The organism is Nocardiopsis dassonvillei subsp. dassonvillei DSM 43111, assembly GCF_000092985.1.
GTDB lineage: Bacteria > Actinomycetota > Actinomycetes > Streptosporangiales > Streptosporangiaceae > Nocardiopsis > Nocardiopsis dassonvillei.
Window position 1 is genome coordinate 5045558 of the sequence record NC_014210.1, and the last position, 17022, is coordinate 5062579.

Genomic DNA, 17022 nt, shown 5'->3' on the forward strand with positions numbered 1-17022 from the left:
TTCTCCTAGGACTGACATGCCCCAGCGCACCGTGGCCATCGCCTCCCAGCTCGGCCTGCACGCCCGCCCCGCCAGCCTGTTCGTCCAGGCCGTCAACGGCACCGGCCTGCCCGTCAAGATCGCCCGCGAGGGCCAGGACCCCGTGGACGCCCGCAGCGTGCTCGCCGTGATGGCGCTGGGCGTCAAGCACGGCGAGACGGTCACCCTGTCCTGCGAGGAGCAGGAGAACGCGGACAAGGTCCTGGACGAGCTCGTGGAGATGCTGTCCCGGGAACTGGACGCCTGATCCACGGGCTCCGCGCGACCCCCGCCCGGACACGGGCCGCCCCCGCGCGGGGGCGGCCCCTCCGGGGCGCGGTCCCGCCCGGCCCTGGTCTTCGGGGTCGGCCGGGGCTACCTTGCTGCCATGGACACCTCACGTGACGACACCGTCATCGGCCCCTCGGGGATCTGCAGGCGGGGGCAGCACGACTGGAAGCACGATCCCCCCGGAGCGAAGCGGCAGATCTGCACCCGTTGCCGGTCCATGTCCACGACGAACTACTGCGACTGCGCCGAGTGCGCGTCCGGCGGCGCGCAGGCCTGAGCCCCGCCGGGTCCGACGGCGACCGCGGCCCGCACCCGCCTCCCGGGCCGGTGCCGTGACCACGGGGAGGGTTCGCCGGGCCCCTCCCCCGGGACGCCCCTCGTACCCGTGGCGCGTCTGGGCCGCGTGGAACCGGGCGGTCGCCGCGACACGGAGCCTGCCGGGGCCTCGGCCGTGGCGGCCCGGCCGGGGACTGACGGAGCGGCCGTCGAACTCGGCGGCCACCCCGCCCGCCCCCGCTGGGATTCGGGTCGGAAAACCCCCGTGCCACACCGGTGACGGTTCCGGCCGGCCCGCTGGGCAGTGTTCCTTAGGACTCCCCCCGCCGCACGCGGTGGACCTTGTGCTGGGCGGCCTGCGCGCGCGGTCGCACCACGAGCAGGTCGATGTTCACGTGCGGGGGCCGCGTGACCGCCCACACGATGGTGTCGGCGACGTCCTCGGCGCTCAGCGGGTCGGGCACACCGGCGTAGACGGCGTCGGCGGCCCCGGAGTCACCGCGCATCCGGTTGAGGGCGAACTCCTCGGTCCTGACCATGCCCGGCGCGATCTCCAGCACGCGCACCGGTTCGCCGCACAGCTCCAGTCGCAGCGTGGCGGCGAGGCTGTGCGCGCCGTGCTTGGCGGCCACGTACCCGCCGCCGCCCTCGTAGGCCACGTGCCCCGCCGTGGAGGAGACGACCAGCACGGTGCCGTCCCCGCTGGCGATCAGCTTGGGCAGCAGGGCCTGGGTCATGTTGAGCACACCGATGACGTTGACCTCGTACATGGCGCGCCAGTCGGCGGGGTCGCCCTCGGCGACGGTCTCGGTTCCGATCGCGCCGCCCGCGTTGTTGACCAGGACCTCGCACGAGGCCAGGGAGTCGGCGAAGGCTTCGACGGCGGCCCTGTCGGTGACGTCGAGGGCGTGGGCGCGGGCGCTGCGGCCCTCCTCGGCCAGTTCCTTCGCCAGCGCCTCGACCCGGTCGGCGCGGCGGGCGACCAGGACCACGTCATAGCCCTCCTCGGCCAGGCCGCGCGCGGTGGCGGCCCCGATCCCGCTGCTGGCTCCGGTGACGACGGCGGTCGCTGACATGGTGGTTCCTCCCGGAAGTCGCTGTCGCGCCGAGCGTATCCGGTGACCGTGCCCGGCCCGCCCGGAGGAGGGACCCGTCCGGTCTCCCGGGTCCCGGCGGCGGTCGCGGCGCCCCGGGCCGAGGGGGCGCCGTCGTCCACGCGCGGACCTGGGGGCGCCGCCCGCGAGCGGACCGGACCCGGCGGGGCCCGCTGTCCGCCGCGCCTTCCGCCATACGAGAGCCGGTCAACCGGGCGGTACGCGTCCCGTGCTTCCATGAGGGGTGCTCGCCGACCCGACGCGTGTCGGGGGCGGCACGGGCCATGTCGGCGAAGGCGAGGGGGACCGTCCAGTTGCGGGGTATCGAGATCCGGGAGCTGGAGTGCTTCCTCGTCCTGGCCGAGGAACCGCACCCCGGACACGCCGCGGTGCGGTTGGGCGTACCCGCGGAGACCGTGGACCTGCTGCTGCGCGCCCTGGAGGACCGGATCGGCGCCCCTCTCCTGGACCGCACGGGCCCGCGCCCGTGCCTCACCCCGTTCGGCGAGGAGTTCCTCGACGCCCTGCGGCCCGCCTACCAGAACCTGGCCGCGGTGGTGGACGGCGCGCGCGACCGCGCCCACGGCGGGCCGTCCACGGTCCGCCTCGGGTTCCGGGGGAAGGTGCACGGCCCGGTGGCCGAGGCGGTGCGCGCCTTCGAGGAGCGCGAGCCCGGCACGCGGGTGCGGATCGTGGAGACGGCCCACTCGGACCCGTTCGGTCCGCTGCGCGAGGGCGAGGTCGACGCCGCCGTCGTCCTGCTGCCGGTGCGCGAACTCGACCTGGTCGTGGGCGCGGTCTTCTCCCGGCAGCCGCAGCGGCTCGCGCTGCCCGCCGACCACCCCCTCGCCGCGCGGACGGGCGTCGGGATCGAGGACATGGCCCGGGTCTCGCTCATCCCGGTCCGGCGGACCCCCGACCACTGGCTGCGGGTCCACGCCCCCACCGTCACCCCCCTGGGCAGGACCATCCGCCACGAGACCGGTGTGGACACCCTGCGGGAGGGGTTCTCCCAGATCGCGGCCGGGAGGGGGGCCATGCTGCTGAGCGGGGACGTCGCGGACCACGCCGACCGGGACGGACTCGTCCTCGTCCCGGTCAACGGCCTGCCGGAGTCGTCCCTCGGCCTGGTGTGGCCGCGCGGGGACCGGCACCCGAGCGTGCCGGTCCTGGCCGCCGCCCTCGCCGACGCCCTGGGCTGAGGAGCGGGCCGGACCCGTTGCGGGTGCGACGCACGGGACGCCCGTGGTCCGCGGCCCTGCCCCTCACTCCTGCTGGCGGTGGGCCCGGTGCTTCTTCTTGGGCACGTCGCGCATGTCCACGTAGGGCTCCTCGTCCACCGGCCGGCCGCCGGAGATGGCGCGTCCGCGTTCGATCTCGGCGTTGAACTCCTCGCCGAGCAGGATCGCGATGTTGGTGATCCACAACCACACCAGGAAGACGACCACCGTCGCCATGGTCCCGTAGGTCCTGCCGTAGGACGCGAAGTTGGCCACGTAGAAGGCGAAGGCGGCCGAGGCGAGCAGCCAGAGCACGACCGCCAGCACGCTCCCCGGACTGACCCAGCGGAACCCGCGTCTGGCGTTGGGCGAGGCCCAGTACAGGAGCGCGATCATGAACACCACGATGAGCAGCAGCACCGGCCACTTCGCGATGTTCCACACCGTCACCACGGTCGAGCCCAGGCCCAGCAGCTGCCCGACCCAGGCCGCGGCGCTGCCGGTGAGGGCGACGCCGACCACCGTCAGGGACAGCAGGACGACCATCAGCAGGGTGACGCCGACGCGGATCGGCAGCGTCTTCCAGATGGGGCGTCCCTCGGGCACGTCGTAGACGACGTTGGAGGCGCGCATGAAGGCCGCGATGTAGCCGGAGGCCGACCACAGGGCGATCGCCAGGCTGACCAGGCCGAACACGCCCGCGGCCGTCTGGTTGCCCTGGAGGTTCTCGATGGCCGTCGTCACCAGCCGCGCGGCGTCGGCGGGCATGGTGGCGGAGATGTTGTCGGTCAGGGTCTGTGTCGCGGAGGGCCCGGCGAGGCCGAGCAGTGACACCAGCACGAGCAGCGCCGGGAAGAGCGACAGGATCGCGTAGTAGGTGAGCCCGGCGGCGAGGTCGGCCAGCGCGTCCTCCTTGAACTCGCCGACGGTCCGGCGCAGCGACGCCCACCACGACGACGCCGACATGTCGGTCGGTTTCTCGGCCTCCTCCGGGGAGGAACGGCCGTCGTAGGCGTCCGAGGAGTCGCCTCCCACCATCTTCCCGCTCCTTCCCTCGCCGGTCCCGGGGGCCGGGCCCCGGAGGATGCGGGGCGAGGGGCCTCCCGGCCCCTCGCCCGCGCCGTTGCGGACACCCGTCCACGGGCGCCCGGCCCGGAGGCGTTCCCCCGGGCCGGGGTGGAACTCAGGAACCGCGCATCTCGTCCTTGGCGGTCTTCGCCTCGTGACGGGCCTGCTCGCCCGTGGCCTGCGCGGCCTCCGAGGCGCTGCCCTTGAGGTGCTCCCCGGCGGTCCGCGCGGACTCCACCGCCTGCTCCTTCACGTGGGCGGCCGACTCCGCGACCGCCTGGCGTGCCGGCTCGATCGCGTCGGCGTGCTCACCCACCCGCCGGGCCGCGCGCTGTTCCGCACGGCTCTCGGAGAGGACGGAGGCGGCCAGGAGACCGGCCCCGAAGGCGATCAGCCCCGCGGCGATGGGGTTGCCCTGGGTCTGGTGCACGGCCCGCTCCGGCAGCGACCTCGCCATGCCGACCGCCTGGCCGGTGGTGTGCCGGATCCCCTCGGCCGCCTCACCGGTCGAGGGGGCGGAACCCATGATCCGGTCCTTCAGGTCCCGTGTCCCGTGCCGGACCCTGCGGGTACGCCGGTGCACGACGTTGCGCGGGTTGGCGTGGTCCACCAGACGGTCGGTGTCGTGGGTCAGCTCCGAGCGGGTCCGCTCGATGTCCTGTCTTATCTGGTCGGGTGTTTCGCCCATTGCGCGTCCTCCTTGAGGGTCTCGATGGTGCGTTCCGGTTTCGGAGAGACCTCGCGCATGCGGTTGCGGCCCATGACGGCCAGGACCGCGCCGACGATCGCCCACACCACCGCGACGACCAGCGCGGCCCAGCCCAGGCCGATCAGTTCCGCCAGTCCGAACATGGCCGCGAGGCTGAGCAGCAGCAGGGCCAGGTACCCGGCCACCGCGGCTCCGCTCAGCAGGCCAGCGGCCTTGCCGGTCTTGGCCGCCTCCTCGCGCATCTCGGCCTTGGCCAGCGCGAGTTCCTGACGGAACAGCTTCTGCAGGTCTCCGGTCACCGCGCCGAGGAGTTCGGAGAAGGACTGCTCCTCCTCGCCCGGCTCCCGCCGTTCCCCGCCGGTCTCCCGCCGTGCTCCGGGAATGGTCGCCATGTCAGCCCCCTCAGAACGTGCGTCCACGCGGCCCCGGATCGGGCGGTGGCGGACCGATGTCCTCCGGCCGGGGCGTGACGGGCGGACGGGAGGACGCGACCCCCTCGTCCTGGTCGCTCTCGCTCAGACGCGGTGCGGGCGGACGGACCCGCTCACCGGCGGGGAGCGCCTCGGGGCGGCTGTCGCCGACCCCTTCCCGGCCCGCGGAGATGTCGGACGAGGCCTTGAGGACGCGTCCGAGCGCGAATCCGGCGATGGCCGCACCGGCCAGGAAGGCGACGGGCCTGCGTCGCGCGAAGCTCCTGGCCTCCTCCACCAGGCCCTCCATGCCGCGTTCGTCCAGGAAGTCGGCGGCTCCGCGGCCGCTGTGGGCGATCTGGCGCACGGCACCGCTCACCGGGGAGCCCTGCTCCCCGCTGTCCGCCATGGACGACAGCTCCTCGGACCACTGGCGCAGGTTCTGCGACGTGCGCCGGGTCTGTTCGTGGACTTCCTCGCGCAGACGGGTCTGGACGTCGTCGGCGACGTGCCGGGCCTCGGTCCGGGCCTCGTCGGCCAGGGAGCGCACCTGATCCCCCGCGGTGGAGGCGACCTCGCCCGCCGCCCCGCGGGCGGTGTCGGTCAGGCGGCCGCCCGTGCCCCCGGGCCCGTCTCTTCCCTCGTGTGAGTGCATCGCCAAGCCTCCTTGGAGTCGGCCTGTTGCTCGGTTGGCACCGCGACTACCCCGGCTCCACCCGGTCATGCACACCGGAACGCCGCACTTCACACGGGTCGTCGCACCCCGGCCCGGGTGCGCGGAGGGCACCCGGACGACCGTGTCGTCGTCCTCCGGTCACCGCCCCCGGTGGCGGGGGCGCGGACCGGCCCTCGCGGAACACCTCGCGCGGAGACCGGTCGCCGTGTCCCCGGGGGCCGTGGGGAGAACCGGGTGATCGCCGTGTCCTCGCGGGGCCCGGAAGAACCGGTGGGGTGCGGCGTCGCGCGCCGTCGCCGGGCTCGGGCAAGCCGGTCGGCCGCGGCGCTGTCGCGGGGTGGGGGTGAACCGGTCGGCCACCGCGTCGCGCGGGGTCCGGGAAAAGCCGTGGCCGCACCGGAACCCGCGTGCTAGCTTGGGCGGAATTTCCCTCCGGAACCGCTAATGCCACCGCCATCAGGGGCTGGTCGGAGCCGCGACGTCCCTCGACCAGGAAAACAACCATGCCCGTGGAGAGAACCGCCGAATCGTCATTGTTCCTGCGCTACACCTCGTTCGCCCTTCTCGGCGCTTCGGCCGATTTCCTTTTCGGCGCGGTTTTCGTCACCATCCTCCTGGAACGCGGGGCGGACCCGTGGCTGCTGGGACTGATGCTCGGTTCCACGAACCTGGTGGCCCTGGTGGTGGAGGCGCCCAGCGGTGCGCTCGGCGACCGCTACGGCCACCGCAGGCTGCTGACGGTGGGGTTCGCCGTGTGGGGCACGGGCTTCGTGCTGACGGGGTACGCGGACGGGCTCGCGCTGACGCTCGCGTCCATGTACCTGTGGGCGGTCGGCTTCCACCTCCAGTCCGGGACTCTGGTCGCGCTCGTGGTCAACCGGATCGGCGACCGCGACCGCCCCGCGCGGATCGCGCGGACGGTGCGGTTCGTCCAGGTGGCGGGCAACAGCGGCGCGGTGCTGGGGGCCGCCTCGGTGATGGTGGCGGGCACCTGGCTGTCCGCGGACGCCCTGGTGCTGGTGAGCGGTGTGGTGCTGGTGGCACTGGCGGCGCTGGCTCCGGTGTGCTTCCCCCACTCCCCCGGCCAGCCGGGGCGCCCGCTCACCGCGATCGTCCGGGAGTCGGCCGTACTGGTGGCGAGCAGGCGTTTCGCGCCGCTGGTGGCCCTGTCGGCGGCGTCGGTGTCGGGGCTGACCGCCCTCGTGCTCTCCTGGCAGCCGTTGCTCGCGGCCGAGCACGGCGCGGACGTGCGGCTCAACGGCCTGGTGCTGCTGCTGATGATGGCGGCCATGGCTGCGGGTTCGGCGTGCTCGCGGTTCGTGGGGCGCGGTCGGCCGCACGTGTGGGGGCCCGTCTTCGCGGCCGCCTCGGGCCTGCCCCTGGGGCTGGCGGCGCACGGGGCCGTGCCGCTGGTGGCGGGGCTGGTGGCGGCGGAGTTCCTGCTGGGGCTGGCCGTGGTGCTGTCGCACGTGTGGCAGCAGACGATGTTCTCCGACGCCAACCGCAACACCATGTCCGCGATGCTGGGGATGGTGGGCAACGCGGCGAGGATGCTGACCGTGCTGGCGTTCGGGTGGTTGTGGGAGTTGTTCGGGCTGGCCTGGACGGTGACGGCGGTGGTCGGGTTCGGGGTGGCCGCGGCGCTGGCGACCGTTCTGCTGTCCCGGCGGTTCCCGGAGTCGACGCGGTTGGTCGAGGGCTCGGACGAGAGCGAGGGGTCCCCGGACGAACCGGAACTGGACGGGACGGGCGGATAACGGTCGGGAAAGGCGGCCGGTGGACGGGAGGGGCGGACAGCGGACGGAAAGGGCAGGCGGCGGACGCGCTGTCCGGGTGGCGGAGGCGCCGTTCTCCCGCCTTTCCCAGTGGAGGGGAACCGGGAAAGTCCCTCTTCCTTTGGCGCACCCCAGGGAATTCTCGTGCCCCATGTCACAGAAAGAGTCGGCTGAACCGCGATATCGCATTTCGGGGCGGGTGCGGTCGAACCCCGGAAAACGTGCGTCGGTAGCATTCCCTGGACATGGGAGGCGTGGTCCGCGCAGCGCTCCGCTCGCGGGTTCCACGGGGGAGCCGGACCCCGCACGGAGCCGTCGGGGCGGGGACTCCGCCGCGCCTTCGCCGGACCGGCCGAGGACGAGGAGAGGGACCATGAGCTTGGCGGAGCTGCTGCGGGAGCGCCCGATCGTACAGGCGCCCATGGCGGGCGGGGCCGCCACGCCCGCGCTGGTGGCGGCCGTGGCGGGAGCGGGCGGAACGGGTTTCCTCGCCGCCGGGTACCTGGCCCCCGAGGTCCTCGCCGACCAGCTCGGGGCGGTGCGCGACGCCGGGGTCGGCGCGTTCGGGGTGAACGTGTTCGTGCCGGGCCCGCCCTCCGACCCCGACGTGGCGGCGTCCTACCGTTGCGACCTGGAGTCCGAGGCCGAGCGGTACGGGACGCCGGTCGGCGCCCCGGTGCACGACGACGACGCGTGGGCGGCCAAGATCGACCTGCTGGCGCGGGCGGCCGTGCCGGTGGTGAGCTTCACCTTCGGCTGCCCGGAGGCCGCCGTGTTGGAGCGGCTGCGCGCGGCGGGCAGTGCCACGGTGGTCACCGTGACCACGGTCGGGGAGGCGCGCGAGGCCGTGGCCCGCGGAGCCGACGGGGTGTGCGCGCAGGGTACGGAGGCCGGGGGCCACCGCGGCGCGTTCGACCCGGTCGGGAACGGAGGTCTGCCGCTGCGGGAGCTGCTGGCGGACGTGGTCGGCGCGGTGGAGGTACCGGTGATCGCCGCCGGGGGGATCATGACCGGGGCCGACGTGGCCGGGGCCCTGGACGCGGGTGCCGCCGCTGTGCAGCTGGGCACGGCGTTCCTGCGCTGTCCCGAGAGCGGCGCCAACCCGGTCCACAAGGCCGCGCTGGCCGATCCCGCGTACACCGGGACGGCCGTGACGTGGGCTTTCACCGGCCGTCCGGCGCGGGGCCTGGCCAACAGGTTCATCGCCGAGCACCCGCGGAGGCCCTTCGCCTACCCCGAGATCCACCACATGACGAAGCCGCTGCGCGCGGCCGCCGCCCGGGCCGGAGACCCCGGCGGCATGGCGCTGTGGGCGGGAGAGGGGTTCCGGGCGGCCAGCGACGATCCCGCGGCGCTGGTCGTGGAGCGGTTGCGCCGCGAGGCCGCGGAGGCGGGCCGGAAGGTCTGAGGGACGAGGGGTTCGAGGGGCGCGGGGGCTGGCCGGAAGGCCCGGGGATCGCGGGGCTTCGAGGGTTGCGGAGGCTGGCCGGAGGGTCTGAGGTTCGCAACGACGGCCCGAACGGTGGACCCGAACACGGAACCGGCCCCGGGCGTGGCGCCCGGGGCCGCGGAGTGAGCCGGTGCGCGGCGCCGTTCAGGCGGGCGCGCGACCTCCCTCGCACGGACCTCCGCCCGCGCGGGGCTTTCGCCCGCGTCGCCCGACCCTCGTCAGGCGGGCGCGTAGGTGAGGCAGTCGGCCTGCTGGTGCACGTACCCGACGGAGATGGCCGGGGCCTGGCACTCCAACTGGACGTTGTGCGCGCAGTTCGACATCTTGCAGGCGCCGACCTGGCCCGTGGCGACGGGGTCGCCACCCCGGTCATCGGCACCGAAGAAGGTGTCGCACTGGGCGTGGGAGGAGTTCCCCACGGTGATGGCCAGTGCGTGGCAGGAGTGGTCGGTGTTGTAGGCGCAGGCGTCCACCTGGCACGAATTCACCACGGGCATGTCCATCGCGTTTCCCCCCAGAGCATCGACGGCGCGTTCGAGGCTGCCAGACGGGACGTCCGGCTTCCAGGACACCGCCTCGTGTCACCGCGAGCAAGACGGAGTGTTGACGAAGGCTTGGCGCGGAGGCGACCCGGAGCACGGTTCCGTGGGCCCATCCGACTTCTCCACCGCCATCGTCCCAAGCGTGCTAACCGAGGACGACGGTTTCTTCGCTCAGCGGGCCGAGGTCGCCGACGGGTGGGGCGTGCGGCCGATGGCTGGTCCGGAGGTGACCACCGAGCGCGCCTCGGACTTCGGCGACAACACGCTGCTGTTCGTCAACACCCAGGGCCAGGAGCCCGAGGACTACCTGAAGACGGCCCCAGTCCTGGAGAACCTTCCGGCGTGGGAGGACGGCCGCGTGCCCACGCTGGGCGCGACCTCGTTCCGGATGGACTACTACAGCGTGCCGCTCGCGACCTGATCACCTGACCGAGATCCTCGGCTCCTGGCCACGCCTGGAGCCGCGGACATCCTGTCAGAGGTGGCACGTATGATCGAGAAAAACTAGCGTTCTCGGTGTGTCGGCTTCCCGAGACGGATACCTTCTCACTAGGCACATCTCCTCCTAGGAGGCACTTCAAGAACATCTTTACTCAGGCCGTTCAGCGCCTTCAGCACGGCAAGGATCTATTTTGTCTAAGGTTTCAACGACCAAGTAACTGTATCGAAGACTCAACTTGATCTGCTATCCAAACTGGATCCTCATGTTCCCAGAAACGCAAGACAACCCATCCTTCCGAAGTTAGGTCATTCGTCGTCCTGACGTCGCGTTCAGAATTACGTCGAACTTTGTTATGCCAGTAAGAAACATTCGAAGCCGGTGCACGGTAGTGCTCAGGACACCCATGCCAGAAACAACCATCTATGAGAACGGCAACCCGGGCTCGAGTAAAAGCGACATCCACTGTGCGACGGTCACCCTCAAAGGGGCGAAAATCGACACGGTAACGCATACCTCGTCTGTGCAACTCTTGCCGCACAGCGATCTCAGGTTTAGTGTCGCGACTGCGGTTGCTTCGCATGGCGCGCCGAACCTCTGGTGACGAGGCCCACGATTTAGGCTCAGACATGTCACCCAATATAGGCCACTTCCAACCGATTCGATACACCAACCGCAACGTAAGATTTGGTAGTGTTACCGCATGTTCACGCCTTCACCGCCTCCCAACCAACAGCCCCAGGTCCTCGAGTTCTTCGCGGGGATCGGCTTGGCCAGAATCGGACTCGAAGCAGCGGGTCTCAGGGTCTCGTGGTCCAACGATTACGAGACGAGCAAGAAGAACATGTACGAAGGTCACTTTGGGACATCCAGCGACCACACATATGTGCTCCGCGATATTCGGAAAGTCTACGCTGACCAGCTCCCGGCTGGCGCATCCGTGGCATGGGCTTCATCACCTTGCACAGACCTGTCACTCGCAGGAGCCAGGGCCGGCCTGGCAGGGGCAGAGTCAGGAACCTTCTGGGAATTCATTAGAATCCTTAAAGATTTCAATGAATCACGCCCTCCTATCGCCGTCCTTGAAAATGTTGTTGGACTAGCGACTTCACATGCAGGCGAAGATCTAGCTGCCGCAGTAAAGGCATTCAATGAGCTCGGTTACTCAGTCGACGTCCTAGTGATCGACGCGCGCCGCTTCATTCCACAGTCACGACCGCGTCTTTTTCTTGTAGCCGCCCAAAACCCTCCAAATGGCCGCCCTCAGACAGATTCCACACTACGCCCCGACTTTCTTCAGCCAGTCTTTGGGGATCCAACACTCACAACGCATAGGGCACATCTTCCTGAACCTCCGGCACTCCTAACGTCCGGTTTTGGGATGTGCGTCGAAGAGATGCCCTTGAATGACGAGCGATGGTGGGATGAAGAACGAACAGAGGCATTCATGTCCTCGCTATCACCCACACAATACCAGCGCGTGATGCAGATGCATTCCTCACCGGGCGTTAAGTACCGAACAGCATATAGGCGAACTCGTAAGGGAATCCCCGTATGGGAGGTTCGCCCTGATGACGTATCGGGGTGCTTGCGAACTGCACGCGGTGGCTCTTCCAAGCAAGCTGTTCTAAGGGTCGATAACTCATCGCTTCATGTCAGGTGGATGACCCCTCGAGAATATGCCCGCTTGATGGGAGCAGGCGAGTATAAGCTTGACGGGATCCGAGCCAATAAGGCATTGTTCGGCTTCGGCGACGCTGTCGCCGCACCTGTCGTGCAGTGGCTAAGCGAGAAATATCTTTTGCCTCTCCTTCGAGAAGAAAATTTTACCGAGCCCGAGATGATGGAGATCCCTCTTGGCCAGTAGAGGCAGCGGAACCCGCCCCAACAAGACTGGAGCACCGAGTAAAAGTGATCTCCCCGCTCCAGACGTTCGCGATTTTCGAACCAGGCTAAAGGAGGCCCTACGTCGCACCGACACCCAGGGACGAATGTGGGGCGAATCCAAATGGGGCGTTTATGCTTTTTATGATTATGACGGCGAACCGATCTATGTGGGGCAAACGAATGAAAAGCTATCATCTCGCGTACGAAGACATCTAACAAATCAACGCACCGACGCCGTAGCTATGCGAGTTTTGGACGTACTCGAAGTAGCAGAAATTGAGCTTTGGCCGCTATGGGAAATACCAAATAAGCTAAAGAATGGAGACCTGAGCAAAGAAGAAGCAGGAAAACTTCTGGATGCCACGGAATATTCTGCATACATAAAAGCTATTAACTCGTCAAAATTCAAAGCAATTTTGAATGAGAAAATCCCCCCAAAATCTAATCTAATCAGCCTCCCTGAATCCCTGCGTGTTGAACTTGTAGACAATGATACACGCGTCAACCAAGGGCACGCTGACATCCGGATTTCTAGACGGGCTGAAACCATCTCTCGCTTGGCCGACGTGATTAGAGAACGCGGAGAAGTGTCAGACGGCCTTCGTCGCGTACTCGTAATTCAAGCTATCCGCCTCACATATATTTCGGCAGAAAGACTTGCTTACGCTGAAGGAAGGCCCCAGCCAGATGCATCGACAATCAACTCAGATGAGCTCGTAGGATCCGTTCTCGCCGAACATCCCGAACCTCCCATGGAAGACGAAGACTTAGAAGACTAAGAGGTCCTAACACAAGGTACGTACTCGCCTGCGCAAGATCATGCAGGCAGCTACTGAGTTTTTCGTTAGTTCTGCGCGCGTGAGGGTCTTGGTCGTGCGGGTATCCGGGCATACCCTTCACCGCTGAGCCCCCTGCCACTGAGGAAGCCGTCCCCTCGCTGACCCACCCTCAGTTGGCCGAGGCCCGATGCCTACGCGCGTCTGAACTCTTCGACCGGGGCCACCACTCTCATACCGAGATCGCCCGCATGCTCGGCGTGTGCTCAGACAGGGTGCGACGCTGGAAACACCCGTGGGAACAGGAAGAAACTGCGGCGCTGTGGTGCCGACCCGCCACCCAAACTGACCGAAAAACAGGCCGAACAGGTACACACTGCCCTGGAAGAGAACACCTAAGCCCACGTCTTCGCCTCCGATTTATGGACCCTGGAGCGTGTTGGCACGTGGTCGAGCGTGCGAGTGAGGTGAAACTGTCCTTCTCAACGGTGTGGCGGTTGCTGACCGTGCCGTTGGACTGGAGCCTGAAACGGCCTCAGCGCAAGGCTGTGGAGCGCGATGAGACCGAAATCGCGCGGTGGGTGGCCCACGAGTTGCCGCTCATCAAAAGTGGGCCGTGAAAAATGGGTACCGATCGTCTTTGCCGACGAATAGGTGTCTCACTGGTGTCCCAGGTGCACCGTACCTACGTCCCCCGCGACCGCACCCTTACCTTGGCCCACCCCGGCTGAGCTAGAAACGGGCATAGATGGCCACCGCCCTGGGCTACCAACCCGCCGCCCTGGGCGTGGGGCCTGCTTGTGCTTTGATCTGCTTCCGGGCAGCTATGACACCGATGCGTTCGAACAGTTCAAACCCTTCTGAGAAGGCGACAAGGTGGTGTTGATCTGTAATGGATCCGGCCCATGCGCGCCTGAGCGAAGGTGCAGGATCGGCTCATCCTGGAGCGGCTGCCTGCCTATGCCCCCGAGCTCAATCTCGTGGAGACGCTGTGGTGGCCCATCAAGGCATGGGAGTTGGAAAATCTCGCTGATGACCCGACGCAGCCGAGCGAGACATCAATCAGGTCTGCGAAGACGATCGGCTCCTTTGGTCCTTCTTGATCCACGTGGGACTGGAGATTCATTCTCCAATCCCACACAACCAACGAAAAACTCAGTAGCTGGAGAAAAACGTCGTGGACGTCGTCGCCGGGTTTCACACTCTCATGGAGATTTGATTATCTGTTTCAGGGGGGTAGGACTTCTGCCAGCAACAGTTTCGGGAGCTCACCGACAAACAGCACTGCCGGATAACCGCCGCCACCCTGTTCGAGCAGGGCCAGATCCGCTACAGCCAGATCGCCCAGTTACAAGGATAATCATGTCCTCACCTTGTCCGAGACTCTGGAACATCTACTACAGAGCGCAGCCAACCGAGCAGCGAGGCCAGGATTAGGACTATAAGAGCTGAGACAGACATTCCCCAGGTAAGGTGAGAGTTGCTGATCCATCTTCGATCAGTGCTGTTTATGCGGAGATAATGACGCCGCGTAGGTGCTCGCCCTTCAGTTCACCGGCCAGGGCGCCCGCGTGGAAGGCGTCCCATTCGGCCTTGGTGTAGGTCAGGGTGGGGGAGTTGGGGATGGCGGTGTCGGTGAGGGTGAAGCCGCCGTCGGGGAGGAACACGGCGCGCAGGCGTCTGAAGATGGTTCCTCCTGTCGCGATCTGGTCGAGGAAGTACTCCCAGTCGGCGTGAGGAACGGTGAGCGTGGGCCCGGTGAGGTTCTTGGTGTCCCCGATCTCGATCACGCCGCCTCGCAACGAACGGACCTGGACACAAGTCGCCCCGGTGCTGCTGTAGCTCGACTTCGTCCATTTCATCGTGACTCCTCCAGAACCGCCGTGATCATTGAGGCCGACTGTACCGGGGAGAGCGCGGCGGACTGGATCTGGTCGTAGGTTGCCTTGTAGGCCGCCAGGTCGGTGACGCCCTCGACGTAGGTGTTCATTCCTCGGCTGTCGATGTAGACCACGGGTGGCAGGTGGACCCCGGCGTCGAGGATGGCGAAGGCTCCGTCCAGTCCCGCGTGGGCGCCCGCCGATTCGGGGATGACCTGGACGTTGATGTTCGGCTTCTGGCCCATCGTGAGCAGGTGGCGCAGCTGGTCGTCGCGTGTCTGTCTGTCCCCGATGACGCGGCGGAGCGCGTACTCCTCCACTATCGACCACAGGTGCAGGGGTTCGCTCTCCCGACGCAGGGCGCGCTGTCGTTCCATGCGGAGTTGGACCAGGTGCTTCACTTGGTCGGGTAGGAGTAGCGGGTTCGCGGAGATCAGGGCGTGGGCGTACTCGGGGGTCTGTAGAAGACCGGGGATCAGATACGGGTGCCAGTCCTTGATGCCGACCGCGATCTCTTCGAGTCCCAAGTACCTCTCGAAGTTCTTGCCCGGTAGCTCCTGTTCGAAGGTGTTGGTGCGGTTGCGCCGTGGCCTGCGGGACTGTGCTCCGAGTTCGAGCAGGGTGGGGCGCACGTCCTCGCTGACCTTGAGCACCTCGAAGAACAGGTGGAGGTCGGCTTTGGTGATGGGGGCCTGACCGCGCTCGATCTTGGAGAGCTTGGCGGCTCCGAAGCCCATCTCCTTGGCGACCTCGGCCCCACTCATGCCGACTTCGTTTCGCAGTTGCTGTAGGGCCTTGCCGAGGAGAAGGCGGCTGGCGATCGGGCCGTGCTGCTCCTGCGGCATGGGGTGGATCCTCCCTCAGTGGTGTGCGTGTTCAACCAGTATCCCGCTCATGGGTATCCACGAGCCTCATCTGAAGATATTTCCTGGAAACAGTTGCCAGGAAATTTCCTGTAGAGCATCATCGAGGGAGTGCACGGTGTACTCGGATCATCACTTTCGGTGCAGTGGTCTCCGTGTGGGTGGTCATGGGCGCTGGAGCGGGGACGACCCTGCTCTGGACTTCGTCTCTGAGGAGGTACAGGTATGAGGAGTTCGAACGGCTCACCCCTGGGTTGGCCCTCGGCTGAGGGTCGTGGGTACAACATTCCGCGTCCGAGGCGGGCGATGGGCGCGATGGGGGGCGAGCTGCCACGTCGGTGTGGAGCGGGCATTGGGACCGGGGTTCGCACGGCGTTCTTCGGGTCCGAGGTGACCCAGGCGGCGCAGATCCGCAGCTGGTGCCAGCGAGGTGCGCGGGTGCAGGCCCACCTGGCCTTTCCCCTAGTGCTCGTGGTCAGTGAGCTGGTGACCAACGCCTGGCTGCACACCGCATCCGGAGCTCCCGGTGGCCGGGTGAAGATCCAGATGCGGCATCTTCCCGCCCGTCTCATCCACCTGGCGGTCACCGACGACGGCCCGCGACCGGAACGGCCCGCATGCCTGCCCCGCCTGTCACCGCACAGCGACGACTTTCGCGTCGGTGGACGAGGTCTGCGCCTGGTGGACCGCCTGTCTGTGCGGTGGGGCTGGACTGGCGAGCTCGGAACACCCCTGACGGTATGGGCGCACATCAACCCCTACGCGCCCGTCTCTGACCACGACGACACCGTCGCGGTCTGAGAAAACACCGCCACCGGAGCAGGAGACACAGCCTCGCCGGGACCCAGGACACCCGTCCCAAAGCAACAGGAAGCAAGGTGCCCCGACCGGTGCGCCAACACCGGGCCGGGGCTCGATCAACCACCTGAACCAACCAGGAGGAAGACCATGGAAAACCCTACCGGCCGACACCGCAGGCCCCGCCAGAGCCTGGCCGGACGCGTGTGGGCGCTGACCGCCGCCGTGCTGGCCGTAGCCCTGGCCTACGTGTTCGTCCCCTTGAGCCCCCACCGCGAGAGGGTCGCGCTCACGCCGCCGCCCCGGCGCCGGGAGCTACCGCCCACGCCCCTGACCAGCGAGCGACGTGCCCACGCGCAGCGCGGCTCCCAGCTCACACGAGCGCTCGCCCCTCACACCGATGGGATCCGCGTCCCCCTTCCCCGTCCCCGTGACGACGAGGCCCCCGGCGCGCTCGTCCGCCCCTACATGCCCCCGCTCCCCAGCGTGCCGGGCGGCGACCTGCTGGCCGATCCCATCCAACCGGTCCAGCTCGCCCAGACCGCCCATGAGCCGACCGACGACCTCGCGGACCTGGCCGCCGTCATACGCGTCTACCTCGACACGGTGGGCTGAGTCGCGCGGGGGCATGCCACGGGCGGTGTCCCCACGGGCACCGCCCGGTGCCGCGCGGCGGGCACGACCTGTGCCGCGCGGCGGACGCGACCGGTTGCGGACAGCACGGATCCCACCGGGCGGCTGTCCGCTTCTGACCAGGTGGTTCGTGTCAGCCGACGTTCGGCCCCCCGTCACCTACCAGTTGGTAACAATTGGGTCCGTGCGGCACTCCGGCCCTGGAGACTGTGACCGC

20 protein-coding genes are annotated in these 17022 nt (G+C 68.1%); 11 read left to right on the top strand and 9 right to left on the bottom strand.

What is annotated here, in order from left to right; translation table 11 throughout:
* Positions 1-16 precede the first annotated feature (16 nt).
* Together NDAS_RS20890 and NDAS_RS28185 are read left to right on the top strand one after the other, a co-directional pair.
* Positions 17-286 (top strand): HPr family phosphocarrier protein, encoded by a 270-nt coding sequence (locus NDAS_RS20890; protein WP_013155226.1) that lies wholly within the window; start codon positions 17-19, stop codon positions 284-286.
* A gap of 120 nt (positions 287-406) precedes the next feature.
* Entirely contained in the window at positions 407-586 is a 180-nt protein-coding gene (locus NDAS_RS28185; RefSeq protein ID WP_061080696.1) for a hypothetical protein, read from the top strand.
* A gap of 310 nt (positions 587-896) precedes the next feature.
* Here NDAS_RS28185 and NDAS_RS20895 read toward each other — a convergent pair whose 3' ends face one another.
* Positions 897-1661, bottom strand: a complete 765-nt coding sequence (locus NDAS_RS20895) for an SDR family NAD(P)-dependent oxidoreductase (RefSeq protein WP_013155227.1) — start codon at positions 1659-1661, stop codon at positions 897-899.
* A 332-nt stretch (positions 1662-1993) separates the two neighbouring features.
* On the opposite strand from NDAS_RS20895, the gene NDAS_RS20900 reads away from it, so the two are divergent.
* The gene (locus NDAS_RS20900) at positions 1994-2881 is read left to right on the top strand and encodes a LysR family transcriptional regulator (RefSeq protein ID WP_126625007.1); all 888 of its coding nucleotides are present in this window, start codon (positions 1994-1996) and stop codon (positions 2879-2881) included.
* Positions 2882-2944: 63 nt separating this feature from the next.
* On the opposite strand, the gene NDAS_RS20905 is transcribed toward NDAS_RS20900, so the two are convergent.
* The 4 genes from NDAS_RS20905 to NDAS_RS20920 all read right to left on the bottom strand — a co-directional run bounded on the left by NDAS_RS20905 (position 2945) and on the right by NDAS_RS20920 (position 5741).
* Positions 2945-3937, bottom strand: a complete 993-nt coding sequence (locus NDAS_RS20905) for a YihY/virulence factor BrkB family protein (protein WP_013155229.1) — start codon at positions 3935-3937, stop codon at positions 2945-2947.
* Positions 3938-4082: 145 nt separating this feature from the next.
* Positions 4083-4655: a DUF3618 domain-containing protein gene (locus NDAS_RS20910; RefSeq protein WP_013155230.1), complete on the bottom strand. Its 573-nt coding sequence runs from the start codon at positions 4653-4655 to the stop codon at positions 4083-4085.
* Complete coding sequence (locus NDAS_RS20915; protein WP_013155231.1) at positions 4631-5068, bottom strand: phage holin family protein; 438 nt, start codon at positions 5066-5068, stop codon at positions 4631-4633. The genes NDAS_RS20910 and NDAS_RS20915 overlap by 25 nt, the downstream gene beginning before the upstream one ends.
* A gap of 10 nt (positions 5069-5078) precedes the next feature.
* Positions 5079-5741 carry a hypothetical protein gene (locus NDAS_RS20920; protein WP_013155232.1) on the bottom strand — a complete coding sequence of 221 codons (663 nt, stop codon included), beginning with the start codon at positions 5739-5741 and terminating at the stop codon, positions 5079-5081.
* 524 nt (positions 5742-6265) lie between these two features.
* Between NDAS_RS20920 and NDAS_RS20925 the strand changes: the two genes are divergently transcribed.
* Both NDAS_RS20925 and NDAS_RS20930 read left to right on the top strand, forming a co-directional pair.
* Complete coding sequence (locus tag NDAS_RS20925; protein ID WP_013155233.1) at positions 6266-7519, top strand: MFS transporter; 1254 nt, start codon at positions 6266-6268, stop codon at positions 7517-7519.
* Positions 7520-7910: 391 nt separating this feature from the next.
* Positions 7911-8945, top strand: a complete 1035-nt coding sequence (locus tag NDAS_RS20930; protein ID WP_013155234.1) for a nitronate monooxygenase — start codon at positions 7911-7913, stop codon at positions 8943-8945.
* Positions 8946-9205: 260 nt separating this feature from the next.
* Here NDAS_RS20930 and NDAS_RS20935 read toward each other — a convergent pair whose 3' ends face one another.
* Complete coding sequence (locus NDAS_RS20935) at positions 9206-9484, bottom strand: DUF1540 domain-containing protein (RefSeq protein WP_232051593.1); 279 nt, start codon at positions 9482-9484, stop codon at positions 9206-9208.
* A 187-nt stretch (positions 9485-9671) separates the two neighbouring features.
* On the opposite strand from NDAS_RS20935, the gene NDAS_RS28190 reads away from it, so the two are divergent.
* Positions 9672-9950 (top strand): hypothetical protein, encoded by a 279-nt coding sequence (locus NDAS_RS28190; RefSeq protein WP_232051594.1) that lies wholly within the window; start codon positions 9672-9674, stop codon positions 9948-9950.
* Positions 9951-10173: 223 nt separating this feature from the next.
* Here NDAS_RS28190 and NDAS_RS28195 read toward each other — a convergent pair whose 3' ends face one another.
* Complete coding sequence (locus NDAS_RS28195; protein ID WP_081461765.1) at positions 10174-10599, bottom strand: very short patch repair endonuclease; 426 nt, start codon at positions 10597-10599, stop codon at positions 10174-10176.
* 72 nt (positions 10600-10671) lie between these two features.
* On the opposite strand from NDAS_RS28195, the gene NDAS_RS28200 reads away from it, so the two are divergent.
* The 3 genes from NDAS_RS28200 to NDAS_RS29730 all read left to right on the top strand — a co-directional run bounded on the left by NDAS_RS28200 (position 10672) and on the right by NDAS_RS29730 (position 13251).
* Positions 10672-11835 carry a DNA cytosine methyltransferase gene (locus tag NDAS_RS28200; RefSeq protein ID WP_013155238.1) on the top strand — a complete coding sequence of 388 codons (1164 nt, stop codon included), beginning with the start codon at positions 10672-10674 and terminating at the stop codon, positions 11833-11835.
* Between the two features lie 124 nt (positions 11836-11959).
* Complete coding sequence (locus tag NDAS_RS28205; RefSeq protein ID WP_126625008.1) at positions 11960-12634, top strand: GIY-YIG nuclease family protein; 675 nt, start codon at positions 11960-11962, stop codon at positions 12632-12634.
* Between the two features lie 419 nt (positions 12635-13053).
* The gene (locus tag NDAS_RS29730) at positions 13054-13251 is read left to right on the top strand and encodes a winged helix-turn-helix domain-containing protein (protein ID WP_394295607.1); all 198 of its coding nucleotides are present in this window, start codon (positions 13054-13056) and stop codon (positions 13249-13251) included.
* 888 nt (positions 13252-14139) lie between these two features.
* On the opposite strand, the gene NDAS_RS20955 is transcribed toward NDAS_RS29730, so the two are convergent.
* Both NDAS_RS20955 and NDAS_RS20960 read right to left on the bottom strand, forming a co-directional pair.
* Positions 14140-14493, bottom strand: a complete 354-nt coding sequence (locus NDAS_RS20955; RefSeq protein WP_013155240.1) for a DUF397 domain-containing protein — start codon at positions 14491-14493, stop codon at positions 14140-14142.
* Positions 14490-15356 carry a helix-turn-helix domain-containing protein gene (locus NDAS_RS20960; RefSeq protein WP_013155241.1) on the bottom strand — a complete coding sequence of 289 codons (867 nt, stop codon included), beginning with the start codon at positions 15354-15356 and terminating at the stop codon, positions 14490-14492. The genes NDAS_RS20955 and NDAS_RS20960 overlap by 4 nt, the downstream gene beginning before the upstream one ends.
* Before the next feature lie 333 nt (positions 15357-15689).
* Between NDAS_RS20960 and NDAS_RS20965 the strand changes: the two genes are divergently transcribed.
* Positions 15690-16175 (top strand): ATP-binding protein, encoded by a 486-nt coding sequence (locus tag NDAS_RS20965; protein ID WP_126625102.1) that lies wholly within the window; start codon positions 15690-15692, stop codon positions 16173-16175.
* Between the two features lie 147 nt (positions 16176-16322).
* Positions 16323-16787 (top strand): hypothetical protein, encoded by a 465-nt coding sequence (locus tag NDAS_RS20970; RefSeq protein ID WP_013155243.1) that lies wholly within the window; start codon positions 16323-16325, stop codon positions 16785-16787.
* Positions 16788-17022: the final 235 nt, after the last annotated feature.

What these genes read in the sequence shown, in the direction of transcription:
- NDAS_RS20955 (WP_013155240.1), bottom strand. Translation starts at nt 14,493, where the DNA reads ATGAAATGGACGAAGTCGAGCTACAGCAGCACCGGGGCGACTTGTGTC.
- NDAS_RS28200 (WP_013155238.1), top strand. Translation starts at nt 10,672, where the DNA reads ATGTTCACGCCTTCACCGCCTCCCAACCAACAGCCCCAGGTCCTCGAG.
- NDAS_RS28205 (WP_126625008.1), top strand. Translation starts at nt 11,960, where the DNA reads ATGTGGGGCGAATCCAAATGGGGCGTTTATGCTTTTTATGATTATGAC.
- NDAS_RS20910 (WP_013155230.1), bottom strand. Translation starts at nt 4,655, where the DNA reads ATGGGCGAAACACCCGACCAGATAAGACAGGACATCGAGCGGACCCGC.
- NDAS_RS20925 (WP_013155233.1), top strand. Translation starts at nt 6,266, where the DNA reads ATGCCCGTGGAGAGAACCGCCGAATCGTCATTGTTCCTGCGCTACACC.
- NDAS_RS20965 (WP_126625102.1), top strand. Translation starts at nt 15,690, where the DNA reads ATGGGGGGCGAGCTGCCACGTCGGTGTGGAGCGGGCATTGGGACCGGG.
- NDAS_RS28195 (WP_081461765.1), bottom strand. Translation starts at nt 10,599, where the DNA reads ATGTCTGAGCCTAAATCGTGGGCCTCGTCACCAGAGGTTCGGCGCGCC.
- NDAS_RS20970 (WP_013155243.1), top strand. Translation starts at nt 16,323, where the DNA reads ATGGAAAACCCTACCGGCCGACACCGCAGGCCCCGCCAGAGCCTGGCC.
- NDAS_RS20960 (WP_013155241.1), bottom strand. Translation starts at nt 15,356, where the DNA reads ATGCCGCAGGAGCAGCACGGCCCGATCGCCAGCCGCCTTCTCCTCGGC.
- NDAS_RS20920 (WP_013155232.1), bottom strand. Translation starts at nt 5,741, where the DNA reads ATGCACTCACACGAGGGAAGAGACGGGCCCGGGGGCACGGGCGGCCGC.
- NDAS_RS20935 (WP_232051593.1), bottom strand. Translation starts at nt 9,484, where the DNA reads ATGCCCGTGGTGAATTCGTGCCAGGTGGACGCCTGCGCCTACAACACC.
- NDAS_RS20915 (WP_013155231.1), bottom strand. Translation starts at nt 5,068, where the DNA reads ATGGCGACCATTCCCGGAGCACGGCGGGAGACCGGCGGGGAACGGCGG.
- NDAS_RS28185 (WP_061080696.1), top strand. Translation starts at nt 407, where the DNA reads ATGGACACCTCACGTGACGACACCGTCATCGGCCCCTCGGGGATCTGC.
- NDAS_RS20895 (WP_013155227.1), bottom strand. Translation starts at nt 1,661, where the DNA reads ATGTCAGCGACCGCCGTCGTCACCGGAGCCAGCAGCGGGATCGGGGCC.
- NDAS_RS20930 (WP_013155234.1), top strand. Translation starts at nt 7,911, where the DNA reads ATGAGCTTGGCGGAGCTGCTGCGGGAGCGCCCGATCGTACAGGCGCCC.
- NDAS_RS29730 (WP_394295607.1), top strand. Translation starts at nt 13,054, where the DNA reads ATGGACCCTGGAGCGTGTTGGCACGTGGTCGAGCGTGCGAGTGAGGTG.
- NDAS_RS20890 (WP_013155226.1), top strand. Translation starts at nt 17, where the DNA reads ATGCCCCAGCGCACCGTGGCCATCGCCTCCCAGCTCGGCCTGCACGCC.
- NDAS_RS20905 (WP_013155229.1), bottom strand. Translation starts at nt 3,937, where the DNA reads ATGGTGGGAGGCGACTCCTCGGACGCCTACGACGGCCGTTCCTCCCCG.